We start from the raw sequence: 22,994 nt of genomic DNA, 5'->3' as shown, positions 1-22,994 counted from the left end.
CCCCCTCGGCGGCGCAACCCGCCGCGAAACCGTAGAATGTGGGCTTCCCGCTTGCCATGCATCGGCTCGACCCGCGCGCCGCCGCGCCGGTGCCGATCGACAGGAGACGCCCGATGTCCGCTACGCCCGCCGGCGCGCTGCGCCCGTTCCATCTTGCCTTTCCCGTATCGAGCCTCGCCGACGCCCGCGCGTTCTACGGCGGCCTGCTCGGCTGCCCCGAGGGCCGCAGCTCGGATCACTGGGTCGACTTCGACTTTTTCGGCCACCAGGTCGTCGCGCATCTCGCGCCGGACGAAACCGGCGCGAGCGCGGTGAATCCGGTCGACGGCGACAACGTGCCCGTGCGCCATTTCGGCGTCGTGCTGTCGATGGACGAATGGCATGCGCTCGCCGATAAACTCAAGGCCGCGCACACGCGCTTCGTGATCGAGCCGCACATCCGTTTCAAGGGCGAGGTCGGCGAGCAAGCGACGATGTTCTTCCTCGATCCGTGCGGCAACGCGCTGGAATTCAAGGCGTTCGCCGACATCGGCCAGCTGTTCGCGAAGTAAGCGCATGAAGATCCTGTTCTACTCGCCGCACCAGGAAGCCGACGCATGGCGCGACGCGATCGCGCAGGCGCTGCCCGACGCCGAGCTGCGCGCATGGCAGCCGGGCGACACGGCCGCCGCCGACTACGCGCTCGTGTGGCGCGCGCCGCGCGAGCTGTTCGCGCCGCGCGACGGCCTGCGCGCGATCTTCAATCTCGGCGCGGGCGTCGACGCGCTGCTCGCGCTCGAGCGCGCGCATCCCGGCACGCTACCGCGCGACGTGCCGCTGGTGCGCCTCGAGGATTCGGGCATGGCGCAGCAGATGATCGAATATGTGACACACGCGGTGCTGCGCTACCTGCGCCGCTTCGACGAATACGAAGCGCTACAGCGCGAGCGCCGCTGGCAGGTGCTCGAACCGCATCCGCGCGCGCGCTTCACCGTCGCGGTGCTCGGCCTCGGCGTGCTCGGGGCGCAGGTCGCGCACGCGCTCGCCGCGCTCGGCCTGCCGGTGCGCGGCTACAGCCGCAGCCCGAAGCAGCTCGACGGTATCGACACCTTCGCGGGCGACGACGCGCTCGACGCATGCATCGACGGTGCGAAGGTACTCGTGAACCTGCTGCCGAGCACGCGCGATACCGACGGAATCCTGTCGGCGCGCACCTTCGCCCGGCTCGCGCCCGGTGCGTACCTGGTGAACGTCGCACGCGGCGCGCATCTCGTCGAAGCCGACCTGCTCGACGCGCTCGCGAGCGGCCAGCTCGCCGCGGCGACGCTCGACGTGTTCCAGCACGAGCCGCTGCCGGCCGATCATCCGTTCTGGCACGCGCCGCGCATCACGATCACGCCGCACTGTTCGGCCGAGACGCTGCGCGACGAAGCGGTCGAGCAGATCGCGGGCAAGATCCGCGCGCTCGAGCGCGGCGAGCGCGTCGGCGGCATCGTCGACTACGCGCGCGGCTACTGAATTCCGCCTACACAAACTGGAGACAACCATGACGTTCCCCACCGCCGTCAAGATCGTCGAAGTCGGCCCGCGCGACGGGCTGCAGAACGAAAAGACCTTCGTGCCGACCGACGTGAAGATCGCGCTCGTCGACCGGCTGTCGCGCGCCGGTTTCCGCAACATCGAGGCCGCGTCGTTCGTGTCGCCGAAATGGGTGCCGCAGATGGCCGACGGCGCCGACGTGATGGCCGGCATCGAGCGTCGCGCGGGCACCGTGTACTCGGTGCTCACGCCGAACCTGAAGGGCTTCGAGAACGCGCTCGCCGCACGCGCGGACGAAGTGGTGATCTTCGGCGCGGCGAGCGAGGCGTTCTCGCAGCGGAACATCAACTGCAGCATCGCGGAAAGCATCGCGCGCTTCGAGCCGGTCGCGAAGGCCGCGAAGGATGCCGGCGTGCGGCTGCGCGGCAGCGTGTCGTGCACGCTCGGCTGCCCGTACCAGGGCGAGGTGCCGGTCGCGTCGGTCGTCGACGTCGTCGAGCGCTTCGCCGCGCTCGGCTGCGACGAGATCGACATCGCCGACACGATCGGCGTCGGCACGCCGAAGCGCACGCGCGAAGTGCTGTCGGCCGTCACGCGCGTGTTTCCGCGCGAACGGCTGTCGGGCCACTTCCACGACACCTACGGCCAGGCGCTCGCGAACATCTACGCGGCGCTCTTCGAAGGGATCGAGATCTTCCACGCGTCGGTCGCCGGCCTCGGCGGCTGTCCGTACGCGAAGGGCGCGACCGGCAACGTCGCGACCGAGGACGTGCTGTACCTGATGCAGGGCCTCGGCATCGACACCGGCATCGACCTCGCGCAGGTGGTCGCCGCCGGCGACTTCATCTCGAACGCGATCGGCCGCGCGAACGTGTCGCGCGCCGGCCGCGCGCTGCTCGCCAAGGCGCAGAGCGCGACCGACGCGCCGAGCTGCGCCTGACCCCGCCACTCACGGATTCTCCATGACGACACCCACTTCATTCGACTCCCTCCCCGATTCCGCGCGACGCGTCGCGCTGCTCCTGCGCGAGCGCGGGCATTCGAAAGGCATCGTGATGCTCGCCGAAACCGGCAAGACCTCCGCCGAGGCCGCGGCCGGGCTCGGCTGCTCGGTCGCGCAGATCGCGAAGTCGATCCTGTTTCGGCGCGAATCGGACGGGCTGCCGGTGCTCGTCGTCGCGAGCGGCGTGAACCGCGTCGACGAGAAGAAGGTCGCCGCCCAGGTCGGCCCGGTCGGCCGTGCCGATGCGAAGTTCGTGCGCGACCACACCGGCTACGCGATCGGCGGCGTCTGCCCGATCGGCCATCTCGTCGAGCCGGTCACGCTGATCGACGCCGACCTGCTCGAACTCGACAGCCTGTGGGCGGCCGCCGGCCATCCGCACGCGGTGTTCAACCTGTCGCCGCAGGAGCTCGTCTCGCTGACGGGCGCGCCGGTCGCCGACGTCGCGTTGAGGAACGACGCATGAGCGACGTGCCGGTGGTGGTCGGCACGGTCGCGTCGCCGTGCACCGACGTATGCAGGATCGACCCGCGTACCGACTGGTGCGCGGGGTGCCTGCGCACGCGCGACGAGATCAAGGGATGGCGCGCGTCGGACGACGACGCGAGGCGTGCGCTGCTCGCGCGGCTCGATGCGCGGCGGCGCCTACTCGCGCGGAGCGGCGCATAAAAAAATGCCGTTCGGCCTGTCTGGCGAACGGCATGAGATCGGAATCCTGTGAACGTGATCAACGTCACAGCCGCATCATACGAGCGACGCTGCGGCGTCGCATCGGGTGTTTCCCTACAACTTCCTGCGGCCTTGTTCGCGGGCAATCGGCGTTCCCGGACGCGGCGCCAACAGGCGCGGCAGACAGCCCCGGCGACGAGCCGAAACAGCCCGCCGAAGCGCACGAATATTTCAGTTGCCGAGCGGCGCGCGACGCGCGGGCACGATGCGCCAGCCGAGGTTCACGCCGGCCGCCGCGAGCAGGATCAGCAGCGCGCCGAGCACCTGCGTCCACGCGAGCGTCTGTCCGAACGCGACGCGATCGACGATGATCGCGACGACCGGATAAACGAACGACAGCGCGCCCGTCATCGCGACCGGCAGCTTCTGGATCGCGCCGTACAGCAGCACGTACATCACGCCGGTGTTCACGACGCCGAGCACGACGAGATCGAGCCACTGCGCGGGCGTCGCCGGCAACGTGCCGAAGTGGGCGAACGGCGCGAGCAGCACGATGCCGAGGCCGGCCTGCAGCAGCGCGAGCAGATGCGGCGGCGTGCCCTTCAGGTGCTTCGTGACGATCGACGACACCGCGTACAGGAACGCCGCGCCGAGCGACAACGCGACGCCTTCGAGATATTCGCCGGGTACCGCGAGCACCGCCGGCTCGACCCGCACCACGCACACGAGCCCGACGAAGGCGAGCGCGAGCCACGTGATCGTCGATGCGCTGATCCGCTCGCGGAACACGATCGCGCCGAGCGCGACGAGCATGAACGGCTGCGTGTTGTAGACGGCGGTCGCCATCGAGATCGACGCGCGCGAATACGCGGCGAACAGCAGCAGCCAGTTCGCGACGATCGCGACGCTGCCGAGCGTCGCGAGCGCGAGCATGCGCGGCGAGAACAGCGCGCGGCGCAGGAAGCCGAGCGCCGCGCAGACGATCGCGAGCGTCGCCGCGCCAAACAGGCAGCGGAAGAACACGACGTTGGTGAGCGGTTGCTGCGACGACATCACGAGCCAGCCGATCGTGCCGGACATCATCATCGCGACGACCATCTCGGCGGCGCCGCGGCGGGTTTCGTTCGAGGCCATCAGGGACTCCATTCGACGAGAGAAGATGACTTCGATTCTAGGAACTTGCTTTCCGCGCATCCACGACTAAACTGAAGCGAAACCACCGATTCACCTTCGAAAGCAAAGCGATCATGTCGAAACGCCTTTCCCCGCCCGCCGTCGCGTCACTGGACGCGACCGACCGCGCGATCCTCGCGGCGCTTGCCGAGGATGCGCGCATCGCCACCAGCGAACTGGCGCGGCAGATCGGGCTGTCGGCGCCCGCGACCGCCGACCGCGTGCGGCGGCTCGAAGCGCAGGGCGTGATCGCGGGCTTCACCGTCGAGCTCGACCCACGCGCGCTCGGCTACACGCTGCAGGCGATCGTCCGCGTGAAGCCGCTGCCGGGGCAGCTGCATCTGGTCGAGGAGGTGTTGCGGCGGATTCCCGAATTCGTCGAATGCGACAAGGTGACCGGCGAGGACTGCTTCATCTGCCGGCTCTACCTGCGCACGATCGGGCACCTCGACGACATCCTGTCGAAGGTGACGGAGCGCGCGGAAACGAGCACGGCGATCGTGAAATCGACGCCCGTGCCGCGCCGCCTGCCGCCGCTCGTCGAAGACGACGCCGCACGCCGCTGACCGTCGGCGCGACCCGCCGCGGCCGGCGCCGCTCACGCGGCCGCGTCGCGCGCGTCGAAGAACGCGAGCAGCTCGTCGATCAGCGCGACGGGCGCCTCTTCCGGAATGTAGTGTCCGCAATCAAGCGCGCGGCCGCTGACGTCGCGCGCGACGCGCCGCCATTCGTCGAGCGGATCGAAGCAGCGGCCGACGATCCCGTGCTCGCCCCACAGCACGCGCAGCGGGCACGCGACCTTGTTGCCGCGCTCGAGATCCGCGCGGTCGTGTTCGAGGTCGATCGTCGCCGACGCGCGGTAGTCCTCGCACATCGCATGCACGGCGCCCGGCTGCGCGAGCGCGGCGCGATACGCGGCGAGCGCCTCCGGCGCGAACGGCGCGAGCCCGGCCGAACGGTTGCCCATCACGCGCTCGATATACGCATCGGTGCGGCCTTCGATCAGTGTTTCGGGCAGCGGCGCCGGCTGGATCAGGAAGAACCAGTGGAAATACGCGGTCGCGAACGCACGATCCGTTTTCTCGTACATCGCGAGCGTCGGCGCGATGTCGAGCAGCATCATCCGTTCGACGGCCGCCGGATGATCGAGCGCGAGCCGGTGCGCGACGCGCGCGCCGCGATCGTGCGCGCACACGTGGAATTGCTCGAAGCCGAAATGCCGCATCACGGCGACCTGGTCGGCCGCCATCGCGCGTTTCGAATACGGCGCGTGCCGCGCGTCGCTCGGCGGCCTGCCCGACGCGCCGTAGCCGCGCAGGTCGGTCGCGATCACCGTGAAGTGATTCGCCAGCGTCGCGGCGACGCGATGCCAGATCATGTGGGTCTGCGGATGGCCGTGCAGCAGCAGAAGCGGCGGCCCCGCGCCTCCTTTGACACCGAAGATGTCGGTGTCCTGCATCGTCACGCGAAACGATGCAAACGCGTCAAACGACATGGTTTGTTTCTCGTCGGTTTGTTATGGCGGGTATTGTAGGAGCGCGCGGCAGGCTGCTGCGCGCGGCAGCGGCCCGAATGCGTAGAAAGAGAACACTCACTCGATTGTCGCCACGCCGCGCCGTTTGCTAAGCTCGCGTAGAATCGCACGACCGTTCGTATTAATATGGGCGCAGCGCTACGCCGCTACACTCGAAGCATCGTTCGACCGCCAAGCATGCATGCCGAAGCCGGCGCGATCGCGCCGGGGCCGGCCGCCCCTCGAGACTGGAGACATCACATGGCATTGCCCGCTGTCCTGCAGAACCTGACGCTGCCCGTCATCGCGTCGCCGATGTTCATCGTCAGCTACCCCGAACTCGTGCTCGCGCAATGCAAGGCGGGTATCGTCGGATCCTTCCCCGCGCTCAACGCCCGTCCGGCCGAACTGCTCGACGAATGGCTCACGCAGATCCAGTCCGAGCTCGCCGACCACAAGGCGAAGCACCCGGACGCGGTGATCGGCCCGATCGCGGTCAACCAGATCGTCCATCAGTCGAATGTGCGCCTCGAGCATGACGTGCGCGTGTGCGTCGAGCACAAGGTGCCGATCTTCATCACGAGCCTGCGCGCGCCGGCGCGCGAGATCGTCGACGCGGTGCACAGCTACGGCGGCATCGTGCTGCATGACGTGATCAACCTGCGTCACGCGCAGAAGGCGCTCGAAGCCGGCGTCGACGGGCTGATCCTCGTCGCGGCCGGCGCCGGCGGCCACGCGGGCACGACGTCGCCGTTCGCGCTCGTCGGCGAAGTGCGCCGGATGTTCGACGGCCCGATCGTGCTGTCCGGTTCGATCGCGAACGGCGGCTCGATCCTCGCCGCGCAGGCGATGGGCGCCGACTTCGCGTACATGGGCACGCGCTTCATCGCGACGCAGGAAGCGCACGCGGTCGAGGACTACAAGCATGCGATCCTCAACGCGAAATCGTCCGACATCATCTATACGAACCTCTTCACCGGCGTGCACGGCAACTACATCCGCGAGAGCATCGAGAAGGCCGGCCTCGATCCGGACGCGCTGCCGGAATCGGACAAGACGAAGATGAATTTCGGCGGCGACAAGACGAAGGCGTGGAAGGACATCTGGGGTGCCGGCCAGGGCGTCGGCCTGATGGACGACCTGCCGAGCGTCGGCGAGCTCGTCGAGCGGATGAAGCGCGAGTACGACGACGCGAAGGCACGGCTCGGCATCGCACGCTGACGCACGCGGCGGGTGGCGCCACCGCCGCGCATCCGCGCATCACGTCGGACCAAACGAAAAAGCGCGAACCGCAACGGCTCGCGCTTTTTTCATGTCCGCTCGTGGGCGGGCGGCGCCGGTCAGCCCGCGCGCTTGATCCCCGTGATCGGCAGCACGCGCAGGTGCGATTCGATCGACGGGCACAGCGACTGCCCTTCGAAACGCGCGGCGAGGAAGTCGACGAACGAGCGCACCTTCGCGGACACGTGGCGGCGGCTCGCATACACCGCATAGATCGGCGCCTCGTGCGGCGGCACCGAGTCGAGCAGCACCGGCACGAGCCGGCCGGATTCGATGTCGTCGCCGACCACCTCGGTGCCGAGCAGCGCGATGCCCGCGCCCGCGAGCACGGCCGCGCGCAGCCCTTCGAGATGGTTCACGATCAGGTTGCCGTTCAGGTTCACGCGCGACGCGGCGGCCGCGTCGATCACCAGCGAATCGAGCATCGTCGAATTCGAATCGCGCCGCAGGTAGTTGTGGTGCGCGAGATCGGCGATCGTCTGCGGCGTGCCGTGCTTCTCGAGATACTCGGGCGACGCGACCAGCAGGATGTGCGCGGTCGCGATCTGCCGCGCGACCAGCGACGAGGATTTCAGTCCGTTGGGCGCCGCGCGCACCGCGACGTCATAGCCTTCCTCGATCAGGTCGACCACACGATCGGACAGCGTCATGTCGACGACCACGTCCGGGAACCGGCCCGCATAATCGGTGACGGCCTGCATCACGTGCCGCAATCCGAACGCGGACAGCGACGTCACGCGCAGGCGGCCCTGCGGCACGACGCTCGCGGCGCCGACCGCCTGTCCGGCTTCGTCGAGTTCCGACAGCGCCTGCACGAGGCGCTCATAGTATTCGCGTCCCGCCTCGGTCGGCGCGACGCGTCGTGTCGTGCGATGCAGCAGCCGCGCGCCGAGCTGCTGCTCGAGATGCATCACGTGCTTGCTCGCCATCGCGGCCGACATCTGCATGCGCTCCGCCGCGCCGACGAAGCTGCCCACTTCGACGACGTAGCGAAACACATTCATGCTGACGAGGGTATCCATCGAACTAGCTCGCAATTCCTGGGAATCATGCAATTACGAGATAGGGTAACAAAGGCAAGGAAACCAAAAGGTCAACAATGGCAAAACGGCGCAACAGTAAGCGGCGCCGTTGCGGGGCGGGAAACGGGCGGGCGGCACGCGCGGTGCGGATTCGCGCCCGCCATCGTCTCGTCAGAACTTTGCGCGGATACCTGCGCCGAACGTGTTGCCGTTCGACAGGCCGCTGATGTGGTCGTTCATGTACGCGGCATAGACGTCGGTGCGCTTGGACAGCGGATAGTCGTAGCCGACGGCCCAGGTCTGGCGCGTCTGGTCGAGGCCGCCGCCGTCGCGCGAGTACGCATACGACGCCATCGCGTTGCCGACGCCGAGCGGCACCGACACGCCGCCCTGCGCGGTATTCACGTGCCAGCTGCCGGCGACCTGGTCGTTCTTCGTATACATATACTGGCCGAACAGCTTCACGTACTTCAGGTCGTAGGTCGCGCCGAGCAGCCCGATCCCCTGGCTCTTCATGCCGGTCACGAGCGAGCTCAGGTCCTGCGGGCCGTTGTTGAAGTTCACGTACTGGTAGACGGCGGTCGCGGCGAACGGGCCGTTCGCGTAGTTGAACTGCGCGCTCCACTTCTTCGAGCGGTTGTCGCCGGCCGTGTTGCCGAGCGCGTACATCGCGCCGAAATTCAGGCCGCCGAACGAAGGCGACGTGTACGACAGCGCATTGTTCCAGCCCGAATCCCCCACCGCGCCCTGGTCGCTCGGATAGGTCGGGAACGTGCCGAGGCCGAGGAACACGTGGTACACCATCGGCGAGAAGGTGTACGAGTCGTAGAACGGGTTGAACAGGATCGTCGACAGGAACAGGTGCGTCGTCAGGCGGCCTGCCGTCACCGTGCCGTACGGCGAGCTGACGCCGACGTACGCGTTGCGCGCGAAGAACGTATCGCCCTGGAAGCGCCCGAACTGGCCGTTCTGCGCGCGGAAGAAGCTCTCCAGCGTGAAGATCGCCTTGTAGCCGTTGCCGAGATCCTCCGCACCGTGCAGGCCCCAGTACGAGGTCGACATCCCGCCGCCCGACACGTTCCACGCGCGATCGCCGCCCGGGAACTTGGTTGCGCCGATCCATTCGTCCACCTGACCGTAGAGCGAAACGCTCGACTGCGCGTGGACGGGTGCGGCGGCCGCCACGCAGGTGGCCGCGGCGATCAGCTTGACGGACGTGCGCGACGCACGGCGAGCGAATGCTTTCATGGGATCTCCAGGTTTTGTCGAAGTCGATAAGTGGCGCGAGCGTTGTTTTTTGGAGCCGATTGCTTGCGTCGTATGGGGCGCAGCCATCTTTACGGATCATTTGTCCGGTCAAAATTGCGCGCACTTATTGCGGGTATAGCGGCGGCATTAACTTCGCGGCATCGACACATGGCCGCACGCGTCGCGGCGGGCCCGCGCGGGGCAGGCACGCGACGGGACGGCCGCGGGACGGCGCCCGTGCCGGGCGCGAAAGATAGCGCAATGCGGGGGGAAAATCAGCGGAAATCTGCGCGCGACTGTGGCGAATTCGCATCACAGCCGGCGAGGGACGAGCGCGCGGCGGCGCTCAGCGAACGCGCGGGGCGCTCAGTTTCGGTAGAACGGGGAGAAATACGGCGAGTGGGCGGCGGGTTCTTCCTGCGCGCGCGGCGGCGGCATCGGACGGCCACCGCGCTCCTCGTTGTAGCGCGCGACGTCGGCGCGGATCGAGCCGGCACGCATCGGCACGTTGCCGCCGCCCGGCGGGCGCGGCATCTGGCGGGAGTCGGCGCTGATCGGGCGATACGGGCTTTGCGCGGCGTAATGGCCGTAAGACGGCGTCGGCCGCAGGCCCCAGCGGAAGCCGTTGCCGCTCACGCCGCCGGCACGCGCGCCGCCCGGCGGCAGCGCCCGGCGCCAGACCTGCCCGCTGGCGGCCGACTGGCCGTACGCGCGCATGTCGCCGCCGCCGAAACCGTGGCCGCCGAACGCATGACCGCCGTGCGGCGGTTGCGCGAGCGCGAACGGCATCAGCAGCGTGCCAAGCACGCCTGCCACCCATCGTCCGACCTTCAGTTTCACCCGTTCCGTCATCATTCGTTGCCTGTTACCGCTCGCCGCCGGTGTTTTTCGGCTGACGCAAGCCTTTCAGCAGTAATTTATGAGCGGCCTGAAACGGTGTCGAGCCAAAAAGTGTTAGGTCGCCGGCATCGGTGTAACACCATGTTACTGCTAGGTTTTTTCACTTCCGCGGCCAATCGTGGAAGAACATTCTTCTGCTCATTCGCGCGCCGTCCGGTGGCCCTGTCGCATTCAATGGATTCATCAATCGATTCTCACAATGAATTTGTCTCTTGAATGAGCAGCCGGGACAATATCGGCTTCGCGCGCGCGATGCGCGCCGCCGTTTCCGAATCGAGCTCCCGATGGCCCGTCCCCGTTTCCTTCCCGACAACTTCACGCTCGCGCTCGTCGGCACCGTCGTGCTCGCGAGCCTGTTGCCGTGCCGCGGCCCGGCCGCCCACGCATTCAACTGGGCGACCAACATCGCGGTCGGCCTGCTGTTCTTCCTGCATGGCGCGAAGCTGTCGCGCGAAGCCGTCGTCGCGGGGGCGACCCACTGGCGGCTGCATGCGGTCGTGCTGCTCAGCACGTTCGCGCTGTTCCCGCTGCTCGGCCTCGCGCTGAAACCCGTGCTGCAACCGCTCGTCACGCCGACGCTCTATGCCGGCGTGCTCTTTCTGTGCACGCTGCCGTCGACGGTCCAGTCGTCGATCGCGTTCACATCCATCGCGAAGGGCAACGTGCCGGCCGCCGTGTGCGCGGCGTCCGCATCGAGCCTGCTCGGGATCTTCGTGACGCCGGCGCTCGTCGGGCTGATGATCACGTCGCAGTCGGCCGCGGCCGCGTCGCCGTGGAGTACGGTCGGCAGCATCGTGATGCAGCTGCTCGTGCCGTTCGTCGCCGGCCAACTGCTGCGGCCCGTGATCGGCGGCTGGATCGAGCGCAATCGCGGCGTGCTGCGCTTCGTCGACCAGGGCTCGATCCTGCTCGTCGTGTACGTCGCGTTCAGCGAGGCCGTGAACCAGGGGCTGTGGCACCAGATTCCGGCGCGCGCGCTCGGCGGCCTGCTGGTGGTCAATGTCGTGCTGCTCGTGATCGCGCTGGTGCTGACCACGATCGTCAGCAAGCGGCTCGGCTTCAACCGCGCCGACCAGATCACGATCATCTTCTGCGGGTCGAAGAAGAGCCTCGCGGCCGGCGTGCCGATGGCGAAGGTGATCTTCTCCGCGCAGGCGGTCGGCGCGATCGTGCTGCCGCTGATGCTGTTCCACCAGATCCAGCTGATGGCGTGCGCGGCGCTCGCGCAGCGCTGGGGCGCGCGCGACCTGAGCGGCGAGCGCGATGGCGAGGAGGGCGCGGCCCGCGCGGCGCGCACATAGAGCACGCTGAACGCGGGCAAGCGCTGACGCGGAGGCGGCGCGCGCGGCATGGCGGGCCCAGGATGCCGCGGCGGGCACGGCGGGCACGGCGCGCACGCGGGGCACCCCGAACGCGGGCAAGCGCTGACGCGGAGGCGGCGCGGTCGGCATCGCGGGCCCAGGATGCTGCGGCGGGCACGGCGCGCACGCAGGGCACCCCGAACGCGGGCAAGCGCTTGATGTGGAGGCATCGCCGGCCACGCCCGCGGCACGCACGTTGGCGCTCCCGCGCCGGCCTCCCCCGTCGCGCCCTTTCGGCCCCACGCAACGCATGCACCATCGACGTGCATCGCGTCACGAAATCTTCATTCAATTCTTCGCGCGCGCTGCCGTTAAAGTCGGGCGTCCCGTCGCCTCGGCCGCCCTCCTCCATGCCCGCGCCCCATCCTGACTCGTCCGTTGCTCCCACCACGCGCCTGATCGCGGAGCGCGCGCTCGCCGCCGTGTTCCAGCCTATCGTCGATCTCGGATCGGGCACGGTCGTCGGCTACGAAGGCCTGATCCGCGGCCCGAGCGGCACCGACCTCGAGCCGCCGGCCGCGTTGTTCGCGCAGGCCGCCCGCGACGGCACGACCATCGCGCTCGAGCAGGCGGCCGCGCTCACCTGCCTCGACGCGTTCGCGGCGCTCGGCTGCGACGGCAAGCTGTTCCTCAACTTCAGCGCGGGCACGATCGTGCAACTCGTCCGCGAACGAGAGCGCGTGCGGCAACTGCTCGGCCGGGCGGGCGTCGGCGCCGAGCGCATCGTGATCGAGCTGACCGAGCAGACCGCGATGCCGGACGTCGCGCGCATCGAGCCGGCGGTCGCGTCGCTGCGCGACGCCGGCATCCAGTTCGCGCTCGACGACTACGGCACGGCGAACGCGAGCATGAACCTGTGGTTGCGCCTGCACCCGGATGTCGTGAAGATCGACCGCTTCTTCATCCACGACATCGCGCGCGACCCGCTCAAGTTCGAGGCGGTCAGGGCGATGCAGCACTTCGCGCACGCGAGCGGCGCGCAGCTGATCGCGGAAGGCATCGAGAACGCGAGCGACCTGATCGTCGTGCGCGACATGGGCATCTGCTGCGTGCAGGGCTTCCTGCTCGGCCGGCCGAACGCGCGGCCGTCGCCGGTCGTCGCGCCGGCCGCGCGCGACGCGATCCGCACCCCGCACATCGCGGTGTTCCCCGGCGCGACGCGCACCGCGCGGCCGGCCGGCACGATCGCGGCGAAGATGCTCGTCCCCGCGCCGGCGCTGCCGCGCGAGGCGACCAGCAACGACGTGCTCGACCTGTTCAACCGGATGCCCGGCCTGCACGCGGTCGCGCTCGTCGAACGCGGGCGGCCGGTCGCGCTCGTGAACCGGCGCGGCTTCATCGACCGCTTCACGCTGCCGTACCACCGCGAGGTGTTCGGGAAGAAGCCGTGCCTGCAGTTCGCAAACGACGCGCCGCTGATGATCGACAACGCAACGTCGGTCGAGCAGCTCGCGATGCTGCTCGCGAGCCACGACCAGCGCTATCTCGCGGACGGCTTCGTGATCACCGAGCACGGCCGCTACCTCGGGCTCGGCACCGGCGAAAGCCTCGTGCGCGCGGTGACCGAGATGCGCATCGAGGCCGCGCGTTATGCGAATCCGCTGACCTTCCTGCCCGGCAACATCCCGATCAGCGCGCATATCGACCGCCTGCTGGAGCGCGACGCCGGCTTCCATGCGTGCTACGTCGACCTGAACCAGTTCAAGCCGTTCAACGATCAGTACGGCTACTGGCAAGGCGACGAAGTGCTGAAGTTCGCGGCGACGGTGCTGGCCGGCGTGTGCGATCCGCAGCGGGATTTTCTCGGGCACGTCGGCGGCGACGATTTCCTCGTGCTGTTCCAGCGCGACGACTGGCGCGCGCGGGCAACCGACGCGATCGCGCGCTTCAACGACGGCGCGCAGCGCTTCTACACGCAGGCCGACCGGCTCGCAGGCGGGCTGCGCGGCGAGGACCGCCACGGCAACCCCGCGTTCTTCGGCTTCGTGACGATGGCGATCGGCGCGGTCGGTGTGCCGGCAGGCGCGCACGGCGCGATGCGCTACGGCAGCGACGAGATCGCATCGGTCGCGGCGCTCGCGAAGCGGCGGGCGAAACAGCAGCCGGGCGGGCTCGCGGTCGTCGATCTCGATGCGGGGCGCGCGGCGCTGCGCGAGCGCGGCGAGCCGCCGCTCGCGGCGGCGGGTTGAATGGGAGGCTCACCTTGCCTTTTCCGCGTTTTGTTTAGTATTTTTAGTAACGGCGTTTTCGCAGATTAGCACGTAAAAACCCGCTATTTCCGGGTATTCCCCGGTTATCCGGCCCGAATTTGGCGCCGAGTTTTACTATACAATCGCCGTCACCCTAAACAAACCGGATCCCGAACGATGGGCACCACCATTCGCGACGTAGCGCGGGCGGCAGAGGTCTCGATCGGCACCGTCTCCCGCGCGCTGAAAAACCAGCCGGGCCTGTCCGAAGCCACGCGCGCGCGCATCGTCGAGATCGCGCAGCGGCTCGGTTACGACCCGGCCCAGTTGCGCCCGCGCATCCGCCGGCTCACCTTCCTGCTGCACCGCCAGCACAACCGCTTTCCCGCCAGTCCGTTCTTCTCGCACGTGCTGCACGGCGTCGAGGACGCGTGCCGCGAGCGCGGCATCGTGCCGACGCTGCTCACGGTCGGCCCGAACGACGACGTGCTGCGCCAGATGCGCCCGCACGCGCCGGACGCGATCGCGGTGGCCGGCTTCATCGAGCCCGAGACGATCGAGGCGCTCGCCGCGACCGGCCGCCCGCTCGTGCTGATCGACCTGTGGGCGCCCGGCCTGCGTTCGGTGAACATCGACAACGCGACGGGCGCGGCGCTCGCGATGCGCCACCTGCTCGCCACCGGCCGCTCGCGGATCGCGTTCATCGGCGGCTCCGCCGCGCACTACAGCATCGCGCAGCGCGCGATCGGCTACCGGCGCGCGTTCTTCGAGGCCGGGCGGCTGTTCGATCCCGCGTACGAAGTGACGATCGACGCCGGGCTCGACCCCGACACCGGCGCCGCGCGCGCGATGCAGCAGCTGCTCGACGCGCCGGGCCCGCGCCCCGACGCCGTGTTCGCGTACAACGACGCCGCCGCGCTGGCCGCGCAGCGCGTGTGCATCGCGCGCGGCGTGCGGATTCCGGAAGACATCGCGATCGTCGGCTTCGACGACATCCCCGCCGCCGCGCACGCGAACCCGCCGCTCACGACGCTCGCCGTCGACAAGGAAGCGCTCGGCCGCCGCGGCGTCGAACTGCTGCTTGCCGAAGCGCCCGAGCGCACCGAGATCTCCCTGCCCGTCGAGCTGATCGTGCGGGCCAGCAGCCAGCCCGCCGGCTCACCGGCACTCGATACCGCCACGGTCACCGAATCATGAACATGCCCCCGGTCCAATCCCGCACGGCCACGCCGGCCAACCACGCGCAAGCGGCGCCGTTCGTCGCGAGCTTCCGCGATCCGTCGTTCCTGCTGTCCCACATCGAGGACACGCTGCGCTTCTACGCGACGAACGCGTTCGACCCGACGGGCGGCTTCTACCACTACTTCCGCGACGACGGCAGCGTCTACAACCGCACGTCGCGGCATCTGGTCAGCAGCTGCCGGTTCGTCTTCAACTACGCGATGGCGTACCGGCATTTCGGCGATCCGCGCCATCTCGAGTACGCGCGCCACGGGCTGCGCTTCCTGCGCGACGCGCACTGGGACGACGAACTGCAAGGCTACGACTGGGAACTCGACTGGCGCGACGGCGCGAAGCGCGAGACGCTCGACGCCACGCGCCACTGCTACGGGCTCGCGTTCGTGCTGCTGGCGGCCGCGCACGCGACGATGGCCGGCATCGACGAAGCGCGCGCGCTGATCGCGTCGACCTTCGAGCTCGCCGAGCACCGCTTCTGGGATGCGGCCGCGGGCCTCTATGCGGACGACGCGACGCCGAACTGGAACGTGTCGTCGTACCGCGGCCAGAACGCGAACATGCACATGACGGAGGCGCTGCTCGCGGCCTACGAGGCGACCGGCCACGTCACCTACCTCGACCGCGCGGAGAAGCTCGCGACCCATATCACGCAGCGCCAGGCCGCGCTGTCGGGCGGCCTCGTGTGGGAGCACTACCATGCGGACTGGTCGGTCGACTGGGACTACAACAAGGAAGACAGCTCGAACATCTTCCGTCCGTGGGGCTTCCAGCCCGGGCACCAGACCGAATGGGCGAAGCTGCTGCTGATCCTGGAGCGGCACCGCCCGCTCGACTGGCTCGTGCCGCGCGCCGCCGAGCTGTTCGACGCGGCGCTCACGCACGCGTGGGACGCCGATCACGGCGGCCTCTGCTACGGCTTCGGCCCCGACTTCACGATCTGCGACCACAACAAGTATTTCTGGGTGCAGGCGGAAACCTTCGCGGCGGCCGCGATGCTCGGCGCGCGCACCGGCAGCGAGCGCTTCTGGGACTGGTACGACGAAATCTGGCGCTACAGCTGGGCGCATTTCGTCGACCACCGCTACGGCGCGTGGTACCGGATCCTCACCTGCGACAACCGCAAGTACAGCGACGAGAAGAGCCCGGCCGGCAAGACCGACTATCACACGATGGGCGCGTGCTACGACGTGCTCGCGACCCTCGCGCGCGCGGCGCGCAGCGAGCCGACGCAATGAGCGGCGGCACGTTTCCGGCATTCGTGTCGGCGGGCGACATCCTGACCGACATGGTGCGCGCGGGCGACGCGCAGTGGACCTCGGTGCCGGGCGGCGCCGGCTGGAACGTCGCACGCGCGGTCGCGCGGCTCGGCGTGCCGAGCGCGCTCGCGGGCGCGATCGGCGAGGACTGCTTCTCCGACGTGCTGTGGCGCACCAGCGACGCGGCCGGGCTCGACCTGCGCTTCCTGCAGCGCGTGCCGCGCGCGCCGCTGCTGGCGATCGTTCACGAGACGCGGCCGCCCGCGTACTTCTTCATCGGCGATGCCAGCGCGGATCTCGCATTCGACCCGGCGCGGCTGCCGGCCGGCTGGACCGAACACGTGCAATGGGCGCACTTCGGCTGCATCAGCCTGGTGCGCGAGCCGCTCGCCAGCACGCTCGTCGCGCTCGCGGCCGACCTGCACGCGCGCGGCGTGAAGATCAGCTTCGATCCGAACTACCGGAACCTGATGACGGCCGCGTACCGGCCGACGCTGGAGAAGATGGCTGGCCTGGCCGACCTGATCAAGGTGTCCGACGAGGACCTGCGCCACCTGTTCGGCGGCGACGGCCCCGACGCGGTCGACGCGGTGCGCGCGCTGAATCCGCGCGCGGCCGTGCTCGTCACGCGCGGCGCGCAGGCGGCGACCCTTTACGCGGATGGCGACGTGCTGGAGGCCAGCCCGCCGCGCGTCGAGGTGGTCGACACCGTCGGCGCGGGCGACGCGTCGATCGGCGGCCTGCTGTTCAGCCTGATGGCCGCGCCGCAACGGCCGTGGCGCGAGCATCTCGCGTTCGCGCTCGCGGCGGGCGCGGCCGCGTGCCGGCATACGGGCGCGCACGCGCCGACGCTCGACGAGGTCGTCGCGCTGCTCGAACGGTGACGGCATGGGGTGGCACGGGGCGGCGCGCTGATCGGTCGCCGATTAGCGGCGCTGTACATGCTGCGCCGCAGTGCTACGATGAAGTGTCCTATTGCGGGAGAGGCACGATGGACACGAACACGTTCACCAAAGGCATCTACACGGCCAAGGCGCATACGCAGCACACCGCCAACGGGCAATACCAGGGCTACGTGATCCTCGCGCGGGACGACGGCGACGAGACGGAGAACATGCGCTACGACGTCCACACGACGAGCCCGAGCGAGGAAGAGGCGTTCGACGAAGCGAAGGCGCTCGCGCACCGGATCCTCGGCGAGATTGAACTGTAATGCGCAGGACCATCACGCGCGCGCCGCGGCCGGACCGCGACGCGCCGCCGCATGCGGCGCGGCTCAGAGCAGCCGCGCGACCATCGACACCAGCATCGTCACCACCAGCGTCGACATGAACGGGAACGGGTAGCGCCGCCCGCCGAGCGTCAGCGTGACGTCGCCCGGCATCCGCCCGATGCCGAGCTTGCCGAGCCACGGCCAGCAACGCGTCAGGATCATCACCGCGAAGAACGACGCCATCAGCCAGCGCAGCATGCTAGGGCCTGTTTCCATATGGAACGCGCATGCGTTGCCACGAGAACGGCCGCTCGCGAGGCGCGCGACGCCGCGAATACTGGACGTATTCGCAAGGAGCGCAACACGGCGAGCGGCCGTTCTCGTGGCAACCCCAAATTAAAAAAAACATGTCGCAGGAATGTGCGTTCCATATGGAAACAGGCCCTCGCCCCGTCAGAGCGCGTGCGAGCGGTCGCCGCGCGCGAACGCGTCGAGCGTGCCGTCGATTCCGCGCGAGAAGGCGATCACCTTGAACAGCTCGCCCATCTCGGCTTCCGAGATCAGCTTCTGCACCGCGTTCGCGGCCGGCAGGAACTGGTGGACGTCGGACGGATCGATCGCGGCCAGTGCGTCGGTGATGCCCGCGTTCAACAGGAAGCGCGCCTGCGACGTGTAGCCGAGCAGGTCGGCGCCGGTGCCGACGCCCGCGTCGTAGATGCCGGTGAATTCGACGTGCGCGGTGATGTCCTGCAGCCCCGGGTACAGGAACGCGTCGTCGTGCGCGTGGTGGCGGTAGTGGCACATGAGCGTGCCGCGGTCGCGCTGCGGATGGTAGTACTCGTGCGCCGGAAAGCCGTAGTCGACCAGCAGCACCGCGCCGCGCGCGAGCATCGTGCACACGGTGCGCGTGAACGCGAGCGCGGCTTCGTGCGTCTCGGTCACATAGCCGTCGTCGACGTCGAGCGTCGCCAGCACCGCGGGCAGGCCGGCAGCGCCGGCGGGTCGGTCGTCGAACACGAACGCGTGCTGCGCATCCAGCGCGACGCCGCGCTCGAGCCATGCGCCGCCCGACTTCGCGAACAGCCGCACCGGCATCGCATCGAGCACCTCGTTGCCGACCACGACGCCGTCGAAACGCTCGGGCAGCGCGTCGAGCCAGCGCACCTTGCCGGCAAGCGCCGGCGCGGCGGCCGCGATCGTGTCGCGTTGCCGTTCGCGCAGCTCGCCCGACAGATCGACGATCAGGTATTCGTCGAGCTCGACGTCGAGCGCATCGAGTGCCGCGAGCAGCCCGGCCGCGAGCTTGCCCGTGCCCGCGCCGAACTCCATCACGCGACGCGTGCCGCTCGCCGCGAGCGCGTCCGCGACGGGATTCGCGAGCGTCTGCGCGAACAGCGGCGACAGCTCGGGGGCCGTCACGAAGTCGCTGCCGTCGTCGGCGCGGCGTCCGAACTTGCGCGCGCCGCCGCTGTAATAGCCGAGGCCGGGCGCGTACAGCGCGCGCTCCATGAAGCGGTCGAACGGCAGCCAGCCGCCGGCCGCCGCGATCTCGTCGCGCAGTTGCGCGGCGAGCGTTTCGGACTGCGCGAGCGCGTCAGGGCCGGGAGCAGGTAAACTAGCGGATTCGTGAGCTTTCGGGTTCATCCCGGCATTGTAAATGACCGTTTCAGCCGATACGTCGACCCCGCGCATCGCGCTCGTCGCAGGCGCGCTGGACAGCGCGGCCGACGCCGCGTCGCTCGGTCGTGCGCTCGCGACCGCCTTCGCGCAGCGCGGCTGGGACGTCGCGCTGCAACGCAGCGCCGGCGCGCCGCGCGCGGCCGGCGACGCGCTCGTCGCCGAAGTCGCCGCCCGAGGCCGCCGCGCGGCCGTGCTCGACGCCGATCTGGCCCTGGAAGCCGACGCGGGCGCGCTGGTGGCCGCCTGCGGCACGGCGCTCGGCCGGCCCACGTGTGTGGTGTTCGTGAGCGCGTGCGCCGGCACCGACGACGCGCAGACGGTAGACGCCGCATCGCTCGCCGGCGCGCTTGCCCGCAATGTGACGGCGCCGCTCGCGCTGGCCCGGGCGCTCGCCGATGCGACGCCCGACGCCGCGCGCGACGATGAAACGCTGCGCGCGTGCGTGATCCACGTGCTGGACCAGGCGCTGTTTCACCCGGCGCCGGCCCGGCTGTCGCACGCGCTGATGCAGGCCGCGCTGAACCGCGCGACCGCCGCGCTGGCGCTGGCCCTCGCGCCGAAGGTGCGCGTCGCGGCGCTCGTGCGCGGCCACGCGCCGCACGCGGACGACATCGCGGCGGCGGCCTGCTATCTCGCGACCGCGCCCGGCGTCACGGGCGCGACGCTTACCGTCGACGGCGGCGAGCACCTGGTGCCGCCCGCCGCCGGCCCGAATGAATGAATTGCGCGGACCGCGGCCTGATCGCCGCCGTCCGCGCCGCTTTGCGTGCGCGCACGCCAATTTGACTGGGACGACCATGTTTTCCGCTCTCCTGCACCCCCGCCTCGCGGACTGCCGCAGGCTCTACCTGCGCGACTACGAGGTGCACATGAAGATCGGGGCCTTCGAACACGAGAAGCGCGGCGAGCAGCGCGTCGTCATCAACATCGACCTGTTCGTGCCGCTCGCGCTGTCCACCCCCGTCGACGACCGGCTGCATGAAGTCGTCGACTACGATCTGATGAAACAGAGCGTCGCGCAGTGTCTCGCGCGCGGCCACATCCACCTGCAGGAAACGCTGTGCGACGCGATCGCCGCGAACCTGCTGGCGCACGACATCGTGCGCGCGGTACGTGTCCGTACCGAGAAACCGGACGCCTATCCGGACTGCGACGCCGTCGGCGTCGAAGTCTTTCGCATCAAGGACGAGGAGCGCGCATGAACGCCCCCCACATGCATGACACGGCGGCCGATGGCGCCGCCATCGAAGCCACCGTCGCCGACATCGCCGACACCGGCCGCCGCGCGCTGACGCGCCGCGAGCAGAAGGAAGCGTACGAGAACAACAAGCTGTTCAAGCGGATCGTGCGCCAGGTCGGCCAGGCGATCGGCGACTACAACATGATCGAGCAGGGCGACAAGGTGATGGTGTGCCTGTCGGGCGGCAAGGACAGCTACGCGATGCTCGACGTGCTGCTGCGCCTGCGCGAGCGCGCGCCGATCGACTTCGACATCGTCGCGGTCAACCTCGACCAGAAGCAGCCGGGCTTCCCCGAGCACGTGCTGCCCGAATACCTGACGCAGATCGGCGTGCCGTTCCACATCGAGAACCAGGACACCTACAGCATCGTCAAGCGGCTCGTGCCCGAGGGCAAGACGACCTGCTCGCTGTGCTCGCGGCTGCGCCGCGGGATCCTGTACCGCGTGGCCGGCGAGCTCGGCGCGACCAAGATCGCGCTCGGCCACCACCGCGACGACATCCTGCAAACCCTGCTGCTCAACATGTTCTACGGCGGCAAGCTGAAGGGGATGCCGCCGAAGCTGCAGTCGGACGACGGCAGGAACGTCGTGATCCGCCCGCTCGCGTACGTGAAGGAGACCGATCTCGAGAAATTCGCGGAGCTGCGCGAATTCCCGATCATCCCGTGCAACCTGTGCGGCAGCCAGCCGAACCTGAAGCGCGCGGAAATGAAGGCGCTGATCCGCGACTGGGACAAGCGCTTCCCGGGCCGCGTCGACAACATGTTCAGCGCGCTCGCGAACGTCGTGCCGTCGCACCTGATGGATACGACCCAGTTCCCGTTCGGGTCGCTGCGCGCGACCGGCCAGGCCGACCCGCAGGGCGACATCGCGTTCGACGAGGAGCCGTGCGCGTCCGGTGAGGACACCGCCGCGCGCGACGGCGCCCGACCGATCTCGATCGTGCAGTTCGACGACCTGTAAGCAGGGCCCGAACACCCGCCGGAACCACGGCCCACGGCCGTGTTCCGGCGCTGTCGCCCCGCCGCGACAAGCCCGGAACGCCAGGGGCCGCATGCTAAAATGGTCGGCTTCGAACTCCTCTGACAGCTGGCGCCATGAATATCGTGATTTTGGCGGCAGGCACCGGCAAGCGCATGCGTTCCGCGCTGCCGAAAGTGCTTCATCCCCTGGCCGGCAGGCCGCTCCTCTCCCACGTCATCGCCACCGCGCGCACGCTGCAGCCGTCGCGGCTCGTCGTCGTCGTCGGGCATGGCGCCGAGCAGGTCCAGGCCGCCGTCGCCGCGCCCGACGTCCAGTTCGCGGTGCAGGCCGAGCAGCTCGGCACCGGCCATGCGGTGCGCCAGGCGCTGCCGCTGCTCGATCCCGCGCAACCGACGCTGGTGCTGTACGGCGACGTGCCGCTCACCCGCGCGTCGACGCTGCGGCGTCTGGTCGACGCCGCGCGCGACGGCAGCTACGGGATTCTGACCGTCACGCTCGACGATCCCACCGGCTACGGCCGCATCGTGCGCGACGCGGCCGGCTTCGTCACGCGCATCGTCGAGCAGAAGGATGCGTCGCCCGAACAGCTGAAGATCGCCGAGATCAACACCGGCATCATCATCACGCCCACCGGCCAGCTGGCGATGTGGCTCGGCGCGCTGAAGAACGAGAACGCGCAGGGCGAGTACTACCTGACCGACGTCGTCGAACTCGCGATCGAGGCAGGCTTCGACGTCGTCACGTCGCAGCCCGACGACGAATGGGAAACGCTCGGCGTGAACAGCAAGGCGCAGCTCGCGGAGCTCGAGCGCATCCATCAGCGCAACGTCGCCGATGCGCTGCTCGTCGACGGCGTCACGCTCGCCGATCCGGCGCGCGTCGACGTGCGCGGCACGCTGCGCTGCGGCCGCGACGTGTCGATCGACGTGAACTGCGTGTTCGAAGGCAACGTGATGCTCGCCGACAACGTGACGATCGGCCCGAACTGCGTGATCCGCAACGCGTCGGTCGGCGCCGGCACGCGCATCGACGCCTTCACGCACATCGACGGCGCCGAGCTCGGCGCGAACACCGTGATCGGCCCGTACGCGCGGCTGCGCCCGGGCGCGCAGCTCGCGGACGAAGCGCACGTCGGCAACTTCGTCGAGGTGAAGAACGCGGTGATCGGCCACGGCTCGAAGGCGAACCACCTGACGTACATCGGCGACGCCGACATCGGCGCGCGCGTGAACATCGGCGCGGGCACGATCACCTGCAACTACGACGGTGCGAACAAGTTCCGCACCGTGATCGAGGACGACGTGTTCGTCGGCTCGGACACTCAACTGGTCGCGCCGGTGCGCGTCGGCCGCGGCGTGACGATCGCGGCCGGCACGACGATCTGGAAGGACGTCGCCGAGGGCGTCCTCGCATTGAACGAGAAGACGCAGACCGCGAAGAGCGGCTACGTCCGCCCGGTCAAGAAGAAAAGTTGACATCACGCGGGCGCCCGACGGCGCCCGTTT

24 protein-coding genes are annotated in these 22,994 nt (G+C 69.2%); 17 read left to right on the top strand and 7 right to left on the bottom strand.

All coding sequences use genetic code 11. The features are described 5' to 3' along the window. Positions 1–113: 113 nt before the first annotated feature. The 5 genes from SB771_RS24795 to SB771_RS24775 are packed head-to-tail and all read left to right on the top strand — an operon-like array spanning position 114 to position 3,190. Positions 114–551 (top strand): VOC family protein, encoded by a 438-nt coding sequence (locus SB771_RS24795; RefSeq protein ID WP_175662558.1) that lies wholly within the window; start codon positions 114–116, stop codon positions 549–551. Positions 552–555: 4 nt separating this feature from the next. Beyond that, positions 556–1,497 (top strand): 2-hydroxyacid dehydrogenase, encoded by a 942-nt coding sequence (locus SB771_RS24790; protein WP_175662559.1) that lies wholly within the window; start codon positions 556–558, stop codon positions 1,495–1,497. A 28-nt stretch (positions 1,498–1,525) separates the two neighbouring features. Continuing rightward, positions 1,526–2,458 carry a hydroxymethylglutaryl-CoA lyase gene (locus tag SB771_RS24785; RefSeq protein WP_105834749.1) on the top strand — a complete coding sequence of 311 codons (933 nt, stop codon included), beginning with the start codon at positions 1,526–1,528 and terminating at the stop codon, positions 2,456–2,458. 22 nt (positions 2,459–2,480) lie between these two features. Then, a complete protein-coding gene (locus SB771_RS24780; RefSeq protein WP_006754263.1) occupies positions 2,481–2,987 on the top strand; it encodes a YbaK/EbsC family protein in 507 nt (168 codons plus the stop codon). After that, the gene (locus tag SB771_RS24775) at positions 2,984–3,190 is read left to right on the top strand and encodes a DUF1289 domain-containing protein (RefSeq protein WP_006754262.1); all 207 of its coding nucleotides are present in this window, start codon (positions 2,984–2,986) and stop codon (positions 3,188–3,190) included. The genes SB771_RS24780 and SB771_RS24775 overlap by 4 nt, the downstream gene beginning before the upstream one ends. A 231-nt stretch (positions 3,191–3,421) precedes the next feature. Here SB771_RS24775 and SB771_RS24770 read toward each other — a convergent pair whose 3' ends face one another. Then, positions 3,422–4,324 carry a DMT family transporter gene (locus SB771_RS24770; protein WP_175662560.1) on the bottom strand — a complete coding sequence of 301 codons (903 nt, stop codon included), beginning with the start codon at positions 4,322–4,324 and terminating at the stop codon, positions 3,422–3,424. Positions 4,325–4,437: 113 nt separating this feature from the next. Here SB771_RS24770 and SB771_RS24765 point away from each other — a divergent pair, with 113 nt between their 5' ends. Next, positions 4,438–4,929: an Lrp/AsnC family transcriptional regulator gene (locus SB771_RS24765; RefSeq protein WP_006754260.1), complete on the top strand. Its 492-nt coding sequence runs from the start codon at positions 4,438–4,440 to the stop codon at positions 4,927–4,929. Positions 4,930–4,961: 32 nt separating this feature from the next. On the opposite strand, the gene SB771_RS24760 is transcribed toward SB771_RS24765, so the two are convergent. Next, a complete protein-coding gene (locus tag SB771_RS24760; RefSeq protein WP_175662561.1) occupies positions 4,962–5,858 on the bottom strand; it encodes an alpha/beta fold hydrolase in 897 nt (298 codons plus the stop codon). Between the two features lie 279 nt (positions 5,859–6,137). On the opposite strand from SB771_RS24760, the gene SB771_RS24755 reads away from it, so the two are divergent. After that, positions 6,138–7,097, top strand: a complete 960-nt coding sequence (locus SB771_RS24755; protein ID WP_011658097.1) for an NAD(P)H-dependent flavin oxidoreductase — start codon at positions 6,138–6,140, stop codon at positions 7,095–7,097. A gap of 119 nt (positions 7,098–7,216) precedes the next feature. Here SB771_RS24755 and SB771_RS24750 read toward each other — a convergent pair whose 3' ends face one another. The 3 genes from SB771_RS24750 to SB771_RS24740 form a co-directional block, all read right to left on the bottom strand. After that, positions 7,217–8,179, bottom strand: a complete 963-nt coding sequence (locus SB771_RS24750) for a LysR family transcriptional regulator (RefSeq protein WP_175662562.1) — start codon at positions 8,177–8,179, stop codon at positions 7,217–7,219. Between the two features lie 171 nt (positions 8,180–8,350). Further along, positions 8,351–9,427, bottom strand: a complete 1,077-nt coding sequence (locus tag SB771_RS24745) for a porin (protein ID WP_175662563.1) — start codon at positions 9,425–9,427, stop codon at positions 8,351–8,353. 366 nt (positions 9,428–9,793) lie between these two features. Beyond that, the gene (locus SB771_RS24740) at positions 9,794–10,279 is read right to left on the bottom strand and encodes a peptide-binding protein (RefSeq protein WP_175662564.1); all 486 of its coding nucleotides are present in this window, start codon (positions 10,277–10,279) and stop codon (positions 9,794–9,796) included. A 332-nt stretch (positions 10,280–10,611) separates the two neighbouring features. On the opposite strand from SB771_RS24740, the gene SB771_RS24735 reads away from it, so the two are divergent. The 6 genes from SB771_RS24735 to SB771_RS24710 all read left to right on the top strand — a co-directional run bounded on the left by SB771_RS24735 (position 10,612) and on the right by SB771_RS24710 (position 17,585). Further along, positions 10,612–11,628 carry a bile acid:sodium symporter family protein gene (locus tag SB771_RS24735; protein ID WP_175662565.1) on the top strand — a complete coding sequence of 339 codons (1,017 nt, stop codon included), beginning with the start codon at positions 10,612–10,614 and terminating at the stop codon, positions 11,626–11,628. Positions 11,629–12,038: 410 nt separating this feature from the next. After that, the gene (locus SB771_RS24730; protein ID WP_175662566.1) at positions 12,039–13,877 is read left to right on the top strand and encodes an EAL domain-containing protein; all 1,839 of its coding nucleotides are present in this window, start codon (positions 12,039–12,041) and stop codon (positions 13,875–13,877) included. 177 nt (positions 13,878–14,054) lie between these two features. Next, complete coding sequence (locus tag SB771_RS24725) at positions 14,055–15,074, top strand: LacI family DNA-binding transcriptional regulator (RefSeq protein WP_006754117.1); 1,020 nt, start codon at positions 14,055–14,057, stop codon at positions 15,072–15,074. After that, positions 15,071–16,351 carry an AGE family epimerase/isomerase gene (locus SB771_RS24720; protein ID WP_126228648.1) on the top strand — a complete coding sequence of 427 codons (1,281 nt, stop codon included), beginning with the start codon at positions 15,071–15,073 and terminating at the stop codon, positions 16,349–16,351. The genes SB771_RS24725 and SB771_RS24720 overlap by 4 nt, the downstream gene beginning before the upstream one ends. Continuing rightward, entirely contained in the window at positions 16,348–17,256 is a 909-nt protein-coding gene (locus SB771_RS24715) for a carbohydrate kinase family protein (RefSeq protein ID WP_126228649.1), read from the top strand. The genes SB771_RS24720 and SB771_RS24715 overlap by 4 nt, the downstream gene beginning before the upstream one ends. A gap of 107 nt (positions 17,257–17,363) precedes the next feature. Next, on the top strand, positions 17,364–17,585 hold the full coding sequence (locus SB771_RS24710) for a hypothetical protein (RefSeq protein WP_011658106.1): 222 nt from the start codon (positions 17,364–17,366) through the stop codon (positions 17,583–17,585). A 63-nt stretch (positions 17,586–17,648) separates the two neighbouring features. On the opposite strand, the gene SB771_RS24705 is transcribed toward SB771_RS24710, so the two are convergent. Together SB771_RS24705 and SB771_RS24700 are read right to left on the bottom strand one after the other, a co-directional pair. Continuing rightward, positions 17,649–17,843: a DUF2905 domain-containing protein gene (locus tag SB771_RS24705; protein WP_006754113.1), complete on the bottom strand. Its 195-nt coding sequence runs from the start codon at positions 17,841–17,843 to the stop codon at positions 17,649–17,651. Positions 17,844–18,038: 195 nt separating this feature from the next. Next, on the bottom strand, positions 18,039–19,229 hold the full coding sequence (locus SB771_RS24700) for a class I SAM-dependent methyltransferase (RefSeq protein ID WP_175662567.1): 1,191 nt from the start codon (positions 19,227–19,229) through the stop codon (positions 18,039–18,041). A gap of 13 nt (positions 19,230–19,242) precedes the next feature. Between SB771_RS24700 and SB771_RS24695 the strand changes: the two genes are divergently transcribed. The 4 genes from SB771_RS24695 (at position 19,243) to glmU (ending at position 22,964) form a co-directional block, all read left to right on the top strand. Continuing rightward, positions 19,243–19,986: an SDR family oxidoreductase gene (locus SB771_RS24695; RefSeq protein WP_175662568.1), complete on the top strand. Its 744-nt coding sequence runs from the start codon at positions 19,243–19,245 to the stop codon at positions 19,984–19,986. A 76-nt stretch (positions 19,987–20,062) separates the two neighbouring features. Then, entirely contained in the window at positions 20,063–20,467 is a 405-nt protein-coding gene (locus SB771_RS24690) for a dihydroneopterin aldolase (protein ID WP_011658110.1), read from the top strand. Continuing rightward, a complete protein-coding gene (ttcA, locus tag SB771_RS24685; protein WP_175662569.1) occupies positions 20,464–21,468 on the top strand; it encodes a tRNA 2-thiocytidine(32) synthetase TtcA in 1,005 nt (334 codons plus the stop codon). Before SB771_RS24690 ends, ttcA begins: the two co-directional genes overlap by 4 nt. Positions 21,469–21,602: 134 nt before the next feature. Further along, positions 21,603–22,964: a bifunctional UDP-N-acetylglucosamine diphosphorylase/glucosamine-1-phosphate N-acetyltransferase GlmU gene (gene glmU, locus SB771_RS24680; RefSeq protein ID WP_175662570.1), complete on the top strand. Its 1,362-nt coding sequence runs from the start codon at positions 21,603–21,605 to the stop codon at positions 22,962–22,964. Positions 22,965–22,994: the final 30 nt, after the last annotated feature.

The sequence above is a fragment of the Burkholderia sp. SIMBA_051 genome (assembly GCF_046534915.1).
Taxonomy (GTDB): domain Bacteria; phylum Pseudomonadota; class Gammaproteobacteria; order Burkholderiales; family Burkholderiaceae; genus Burkholderia; species Burkholderia ambifaria.
This window is presented reverse-complemented; position numbering and strand designations above follow the sequence as displayed.

Bases quoted from the DNA above. Each gene is read 5' to 3' on its own strand.
- SB771_RS24690 (WP_011658110.1), top strand. From the start codon at position 20,063: ATGTTTTCCGCTCTCCTGCACCCCCGCCTCGCGGACTGCCGCAGGCTC.
- SB771_RS24750 (WP_175662562.1), bottom strand. From the start codon at position 8,179: ATGGATACCCTCGTCAGCATGAATGTGTTTCGCTACGTCGTCGAAGTG.
- SB771_RS24745 (WP_175662563.1), bottom strand. From the start codon at position 9,427: ATGAAAGCATTCGCTCGCCGTGCGTCGCGCACGTCCGTCAAGCTGATC.
- SB771_RS24730 (WP_175662566.1), top strand. From the start codon at position 12,039: ATGCCCGCGCCCCATCCTGACTCGTCCGTTGCTCCCACCACGCGCCTG.
- SB771_RS24725 (WP_006754117.1), top strand. From the start codon at position 14,055: ATGGGCACCACCATTCGCGACGTAGCGCGGGCGGCAGAGGTCTCGATC.
- SB771_RS24740 (WP_175662564.1), bottom strand. From the start codon at position 10,279: ATGACGGAACGGGTGAAACTGAAGGTCGGACGATGGGTGGCAGGCGTG.
- SB771_RS24695 (WP_175662568.1), top strand. From the start codon at position 19,243: ATGACCGTTTCAGCCGATACGTCGACCCCGCGCATCGCGCTCGTCGCA.
- SB771_RS24785 (WP_105834749.1), top strand. From the start codon at position 1,526: ATGACGTTCCCCACCGCCGTCAAGATCGTCGAAGTCGGCCCGCGCGAC.
- SB771_RS24720 (WP_126228648.1), top strand. From the start codon at position 15,071: ATGAACATGCCCCCGGTCCAATCCCGCACGGCCACGCCGGCCAACCAC.
- ttcA (WP_175662569.1), top strand. From the start codon at position 20,464: ATGAACGCCCCCCACATGCATGACACGGCGGCCGATGGCGCCGCCATC.
- SB771_RS24765 (WP_006754260.1), top strand. From the start codon at position 4,438: ATGTCGAAACGCCTTTCCCCGCCCGCCGTCGCGTCACTGGACGCGACC.
- SB771_RS24715 (WP_126228649.1), top strand. From the start codon at position 16,348: ATGAGCGGCGGCACGTTTCCGGCATTCGTGTCGGCGGGCGACATCCTG.
- SB771_RS24760 (WP_175662561.1), bottom strand. From the start codon at position 5,858: ATGTCGTTTGACGCGTTTGCATCGTTTCGCGTGACGATGCAGGACACC.
- SB771_RS24735 (WP_175662565.1), top strand. From the start codon at position 10,612: ATGGCCCGTCCCCGTTTCCTTCCCGACAACTTCACGCTCGCGCTCGTC.
- glmU (WP_175662570.1), top strand. From the start codon at position 21,603: ATGAATATCGTGATTTTGGCGGCAGGCACCGGCAAGCGCATGCGTTCC.
- SB771_RS24710 (WP_011658106.1), top strand. From the start codon at position 17,364: ATGGACACGAACACGTTCACCAAAGGCATCTACACGGCCAAGGCGCAT.
- SB771_RS24775 (WP_006754262.1), top strand. From the start codon at position 2,984: ATGAGCGACGTGCCGGTGGTGGTCGGCACGGTCGCGTCGCCGTGCACC.
- SB771_RS24770 (WP_175662560.1), bottom strand. From the start codon at position 4,324: ATGGCCTCGAACGAAACCCGCCGCGGCGCCGCCGAGATGGTCGTCGCG.
- SB771_RS24790 (WP_175662559.1), top strand. From the start codon at position 556: ATGAAGATCCTGTTCTACTCGCCGCACCAGGAAGCCGACGCATGGCGC.
- SB771_RS24705 (WP_006754113.1), bottom strand. From the start codon at position 17,843: ATGCTGCGCTGGCTGATGGCGTCGTTCTTCGCGGTGATGATCCTGACG.
- SB771_RS24780 (WP_006754263.1), top strand. From the start codon at position 2,481: ATGACGACACCCACTTCATTCGACTCCCTCCCCGATTCCGCGCGACGC.
- SB771_RS24755 (WP_011658097.1), top strand. From the start codon at position 6,138: ATGGCATTGCCCGCTGTCCTGCAGAACCTGACGCTGCCCGTCATCGCG.
- SB771_RS24795 (WP_175662558.1), top strand. From the start codon at position 114: ATGTCCGCTACGCCCGCCGGCGCGCTGCGCCCGTTCCATCTTGCCTTT.
- SB771_RS24700 (WP_175662567.1), bottom strand. From the start codon at position 19,229: ATGAACCCGAAAGCTCACGAATCCGCTAGTTTACCTGCTCCCGGCCCT.